At 33.3% G+C, this 5,336-nt stretch carries 7 protein-coding genes; 1 reads left to right on the top strand and 6 read right to left on the bottom strand.

All coding sequences use genetic code 11. The annotated features are described in order from the left end of the window. Positions 1–424 precede the first annotated feature (424 nt). The 6 genes from KI356_RS24700 to KI356_RS24675 form a co-directional block, all read right to left on the bottom strand. Positions 425–1,483 carry an LLM class flavin-dependent oxidoreductase gene (locus tag KI356_RS24700; protein WP_128281396.1) on the bottom strand — a complete coding sequence of 353 codons (1,059 nt, stop codon included), beginning with the start codon at positions 1,481–1,483 and terminating at the stop codon, positions 425–427. A 16-nt stretch (positions 1,484–1,499) separates the two neighbouring features. Next, complete coding sequence (locus tag KI356_RS24695) at positions 1,500–2,441, bottom strand: ring-cleaving dioxygenase (protein ID WP_128281397.1); 942 nt, start codon at positions 2,439–2,441, stop codon at positions 1,500–1,502. A gap of 52 nt (positions 2,442–2,493) precedes the next feature. Next, positions 2,494–2,937: a MarR family winged helix-turn-helix transcriptional regulator gene (locus KI356_RS24690; RefSeq protein WP_128281398.1), complete on the bottom strand. Its 444-nt coding sequence runs from the start codon at positions 2,935–2,937 to the stop codon at positions 2,494–2,496. Between the two features lie 101 nt (positions 2,938–3,038). Continuing rightward, the gene (locus tag KI356_RS24685; protein WP_234842466.1) at positions 3,039–3,362 is read right to left on the bottom strand and encodes a carboxymuconolactone decarboxylase family protein; all 324 of its coding nucleotides are present in this window, start codon (positions 3,360–3,362) and stop codon (positions 3,039–3,041) included. Further along, positions 3,359–3,769, bottom strand: coding sequence for a tautomerase family protein (locus tag KI356_RS24680; RefSeq protein WP_128281400.1), 411 nt, complete (start codon positions 3,767–3,769; stop codon positions 3,359–3,361). The genes KI356_RS24685 and KI356_RS24680 overlap by 4 nt, the downstream gene beginning before the upstream one ends. Positions 3,770–3,811: 42 nt before the next feature. Beyond that, complete coding sequence (locus KI356_RS24675) at positions 3,812–4,360, bottom strand: DUF4865 family protein (RefSeq protein WP_128281401.1); 549 nt, start codon at positions 4,358–4,360, stop codon at positions 3,812–3,814. Positions 4,361–4,480: 120 nt separating this feature from the next. On the opposite strand from KI356_RS24675, the gene KI356_RS24670 reads away from it, so the two are divergent. After that, positions 4,481–5,269 (top strand): LysR family transcriptional regulator, encoded by a 789-nt coding sequence (locus KI356_RS24670; RefSeq protein ID WP_128281402.1) that lies wholly within the window; start codon positions 4,481–4,483, stop codon positions 5,267–5,269. The last annotated feature ends 67 nt before the right edge of the window (positions 5,270–5,336 follow it).

Genomic DNA, 5,336 nt, shown 5'->3' with positions numbered 1-5,336 from the left:
TAATAAATTCAGGTGATTTTTGACGTATTATTGACAGGATTTTGTCTGAAATATGTCTTTTGTAATTTTTTTGAATTAAATTTCTCACATTTAAAAAACGTATTTTTCAAACATACAACTTACTCTTATATCAATTATTATTACGTTTTTCTCTTCATACGCTTGACTTCTCTCTAAAAAAATGTCCTCCAATCAAATCCGAAAATACGCTAGATTTTTGTCAAGAGAAAAATGTATTTTCAAAATTCAAATCAACAATATTGTTATTCACAAATAGAAAAAAACTTCCCTTTCTTTAGACATAAAATTCGTTTTTTTGTCATTTTTTCTAACTAAATATTAGCCCACGCCAGTCGGGCGGCCCGCAAATAGCGAGCTAAATATAAAAAAGTACCGAGAATAGATTATATTCCCGGTACTTTTATCATGATTTTGTTGTATATTTTCTAACAGCCGGCATAATTTCAGTGGCAATTAATTCAATGTTTTTCTCAATCTTATCAAATGGTACACCGCCAAAATCAATCTGTGCCATAAAACGTTGCTGTCCAAATAATTCATATTGGTAAAGCATTTTTTCAATAATTTGTTGCGGGCTACCAATCATTAACGCGTCACGGTAATCTACTGCATTAGTAAATTGTTGTTTTGGATACCCACCACCACGTAGTGCAAGCATACCAGCATTAATATGAGGATAATATTCACTAAGTGCATCTTGTGAATTTTCTGCTGTATAAAATAAACTCGTTGTAGCAATCGGTAAACTCGCTGGATCAAATCCATTTTGCGCAGCCGCCTCACGATAAGCATCTACTGACACTTTAAAATTAATAGCTGGTCCGCCAAGTGTTGTTATCATCATCGGAACACCTGCGCGCCCCGCTTTTATCGCACTAGCTGGTGGACCACCAACCGCACGCCAAATTGGTAAATTATTATTTTTAGCTCTTGGAATAATCGAAGCGTGTTCAAGCGGTGCTCTAAACTGCCCTTTCCATGTTACACTTTCTTCTTTATTTATTTTTAATAAAAGATCCATCTTCTCTTCAAATAGTTCTTCATAATCATTCACATCGTAACCCAGTAAACTATATCCCCCAATACGAGATCCACGACCAGCAACGATTTCCGCACGACCATTAGAAATTAAATCTATTGTGGCAAAGTCCTCATATACACGAACCGGATCTGACGTGCTTAATACTGTTGCAGAACTCGCGATTTTAATGTTTTTCGTAGCTTGTGCAACGGCCCCTAAAATAACTGTATGGGCTTGCGTTGTAAAATGAGTTTGATGACTTTCACCAACCGCAAATACATCAAGTCCAGCTGTATCAGCTAACTTAGCTGTTTCGATAAGCTCACGAATTCGCTCCCCCGCACTTAATTGTTTCCCATTATGCGGATTTAAAATATGATCCCCAATTGAATATAATCCAAATTCAATTCCTTTACTTGTATCCATGCGGTATTTTTCCATAGTTGTCCTCTCCCTTTTAATCAAGTGGTATTAATTTCTCTTCAATCTCTTTTCTTCTCTCTTCTAAAAACGGTGGTAAATCTAGCTCTTTTCCTAATTCAGCAACCGCTGAATCTACAGTAAATCCTGGTCCATCCGTCGCAATCTCAAATAAAATTCCATTTGACTCACGGAAATATAAACTTTTAAAATAAAAGCGATCGATAATCCCCGTTGATTGGAACCCTTTATCTTTCACCGCTGCATTCCAATAACTCAGTTCTTCATCATTTTTTACACGAATAGCTAAATGATGAATACTTCCTTTTCCAGGTCTTTCACTCTCTCCCTCTTGCTGTTTCACCAAAATTTCTCCAAATGATTGACCAGCAATAGATTGATAAATCCCCTCATCGTCTGAACGAGATACTTCTTTATAACTAAACAAGCCTGTTAATGTTTTTGATAATTTATTTAAACTGCGTACTGTCATTTCAACTGTTCCCATGCCTAAAATACGATTCTTCTGCTCTACAGAAGATTCATCCCATGCAGTCCAATATTCAGGCACCTCTTCACCGTTATTATTTAATAGTACTAACCGTAGGCCATCTGGATCTTCAAAGTGCAGTGCGTCTCGGCCGGCGTAAGTTGTAATTTCCCCATGCGCCACCTGAAGCGACTCAAAACGTCTCTTCCAAAATGTAAGACTTTCTATTGAAGGTACTAGCAAACCTATTTGTGTTATTGCATTTGTACCACGGATTGTTCTTCCTACATTCGGCATTTCAAAAAATGATAATTCAGTTCCGGCACTCCCTGTTAAATCGCCATAAAACAAATGATACATAAATGGATTATCTTGATTGACTGTCTTTTTCACTCGGCGTAATCCTAATACTTTTTGATAAAAATCATTATTTGTTTTCGCATTTTTTGTCACCATAGAAATGTGGTGATGTCCTGGAATTGTATACATAAAACTTCCTCCTCTTTATCACTTGATTAGTCAATTGAATGAGTAAAAAAAATTACTCATTCGGTAATTCTTTTTTTTCACTATGCTTATGAACTTTTGTCATTAACTCGTATAGTATCTTCTGCTCATCTTCATTTAATACGTCATCAAAAAATGATGATTGAAATGCAAGTTGCTCTGGCAATGCTCTTTCTAAAGCCTCTTCCCCTTGCTCTGTAAGACTAATTGTTTTCGTTTTCCAATCTTGTTTTCGTATAATATATCCTTCTTTTTCAAGACGTGTTAACATTCGAGAAATACCGCCTTGTGTAACGGTAACCTTTTCTGCTAACTCCATTTGTGTTAATGGCTGATAAGTCCGTATTTGCAAAAGCACATCAAATTGAGCTGTCGTTAAATCAAAACGTTTTAAAAACTCATTTGACATCTGATTACTTTGGTTCGTAAACCGTATTAAACGTAACCATATTAATGATCCTATTGTATTCTCACGCATGTTTTATCACTTCCTAGCGTTGATCGTACTATCACTTTACCACTCAAGTGATAGTAATGCAAGTAGAAATATGCTAAAAATATCTCCCAAAATCATTATTCTTAACTTTCCATTTCATCCATTACTATATTTAAAGCTGCCACAGCTTTTGGCCAACCAACGTAAAAAGCCATATGTGTTATTAATGCAACTAATTCATTCTCCATAATCCCATTTTGTTTAGCTAGCTTCAAATAAAATGGTAATTGTTCTGTATTACCGAGACTGATTAGTGCCGACAATGTACATAAACTTCTTTCTCTTAATGTTACAGTGGCATCCCGCCACACTTCCTCAAATAATATCTCTTCACTATAATGAGCAAATACAGGTGCTATTTCTCTCATTTTCTTTTGAATATAAAATTCAATTGGTTCATTCATCATTTTGCTCCCTTCATTTTTACCAGTTGTGCCATCCCTTGACCAAATGACCAGTTTTCAGCAGCTGTCTCATGTAGTGTAATAAAAATGTCAGCAACTTTTACATTGGAACATTCTGAAATTTTAAAGGATACAGATTGATACAAACCTTTTTTCTGCTGCACTGTTCTTCCAGGTCCACATGTAATAGAAACATGAATCATATTCTCAGTTCTCAGTTCTCCTCTTTCCAACAAATAATATGGATTATACAAAAATTGATTTTGTTGATAAGGTAAAAACATTTGAAAATAATCATTTTCAGGGATGTTAAAATGTTCAATTAATGAAAGATGGATACATTCACCTATCTTTTTCAGCTCTTCTTTATTTAATATATTTTCATGATAATAAACGTTCACAAAAGGCATACATTTTCATTCCCTTTTCTTAATTTAGCATTCAACAACATATCATCGTGAAATATGTAAAATCTCATAAATAGTAACATCGTCCATTACATCTATTTCAGGCTTTTCCTTATAAAAACTGAATTGACTATATCCCCACTTATCCGGATTATAAACTATTACATTTCCTAAACATTTTTCTATGTTTTGCACATTTTCATTTACTTTATTTAATTGCGTCCCAATCAGCGATTCCTTTTGAGAAATACTCCCTGCATATTCAACAGCATATCTACTTTTTCTAAAATCATTACTTAAATTAACAACTAATGGAACACCTATATTTATTTGCTGCCACCCAAACGATTGTAAAATATTATCGTAATACCCTTCGAATATAAATTTGTTCATCCCTTCATGACCATTCCAAATATATAAAGGTGCATAACAGTTATCGAAATTCCCATCCTTACCTGTCTCAGTAATTAAATAAGCCTTAAAATTTAGTTCTTGAAAACCATCAGTTTTAAACCCATTATCCTTTACCCTTTTTTTAATAATCTCCATGTCATAATCCTTTGGTAAAATGACCTTATATTGCATTCCAATCATGATTATCACTCACTTTCAATCTTATATACATAATGATAAATCGGTGATTGGCTGACGTAAAATAGGTATAAATTATATTTGGTATCATTTATAATGATACCGTATAAGGGGATGAAATGAATGGAAATAAATGATCTTATCATATTTAAAACTGTAGCTAACGAAGGATCTATTAGTAAAGCTGCTAAAGAGTTAGGCTATGTACAACCAAATGTAACTGAGCGAATCAAAAAATTAGAACAAGAATTAGAAACACCTTTACTACATAGAGATAACAAAGGTGTTTCCCTGTTACCTTCTGGTGACATTTTATTAGACTACACGAATAAAATATTAGCTCTATTAGAAGAAGCGAAAGATGAAATTAAAACAAGTACTTCTTCTTATGTAATAGCGACGTCACAATCTATTTTGACTAATTATTTAAGTATGCGTATTAAAGAAAATTTCAGGAATTATCAAATATATATAGAAAGTAGTAGCCATTTACAAAAACTACTACAGCAACAAAAAGTTGATATGGTCCTAACTTATGAGGATTATCCTGATGCAGCGTTTAAAAAAGTATTCACCACTTCAATTTCTGTAGGCTTATTAAAAGCGAAAGAACAGTGTACCATTGACTTTTCAAAAGAACTTTTCTTTGTTAGTAACGATAAAAAGTGCCCTTTTAGAAATATGACAATACAATTTCTAAAAAAAAACAATCTATCTCAGCATCAACTTCAACAGTTAGATTCTTATTCGCTTATTGAAGAGTTTATTGTTGAGGGAAATGGGATAGCTTTTTTACCGATTAATAATGATAAATTAGTACCCATTGAAAATGTCGAGGTTGAAAAACTATCTATTAACTTCTTTACAAATCGAGATTTAGAAAAAGCAATTCCAGGTGAACTATTTAATTAATACTTTTCGTATTTTACTGATAAATAGATATCCCTTTTTGAATCTTTAATATAACTTCATATACTAT

The sequence above is a fragment of the Bacillus hominis genome, assembly GCF_018332515.1.
Lineage (GTDB): Bacteria > Bacillota > Bacilli > Bacillales > Bacillaceae_G > Bacillus_A > Bacillus_A hominis.
This window is presented reverse-complemented; position numbering and strand designations above follow the sequence as displayed.

What these genes read in the sequence shown, in the direction of transcription:
- KI356_RS24700 (WP_128281396.1), bottom strand. Translation starts at nt 1,483, where the DNA reads ATGGAAAAATACCGCATGGATACAAGTAAAGGAATTGAATTTGGATTA.
- KI356_RS24695 (WP_128281397.1), bottom strand. Translation starts at nt 2,441, where the DNA reads ATGTATACAATTCCAGGACATCACCACATTTCTATGGTGACAAAAAAT.
- KI356_RS24690 (WP_128281398.1), bottom strand. Translation starts at nt 2,937, where the DNA reads ATGCGTGAGAATACAATAGGATCATTAATATGGTTACGTTTAATACGG.
- KI356_RS24685 (WP_234842466.1), bottom strand. Translation starts at nt 3,362, where the DNA reads ATGATGAATGAACCAATTGAATTTTATATTCAAAAGAAAATGAGAGAA.
- KI356_RS24680 (WP_128281400.1), bottom strand. Translation starts at nt 3,769, where the DNA reads ATGCCTTTTGTGAACGTTTATTATCATGAAAATATATTAAATAAAGAA.
- KI356_RS24675 (WP_128281401.1), bottom strand. Translation starts at nt 4,360, where the DNA reads ATGATTGGAATGCAATATAAGGTCATTTTACCAAAGGATTATGACATG.
- KI356_RS24670 (WP_128281402.1), top strand. Translation starts at nt 4,481, where the DNA reads ATGGAAATAAATGATCTTATCATATTTAAAACTGTAGCTAACGAAGGA.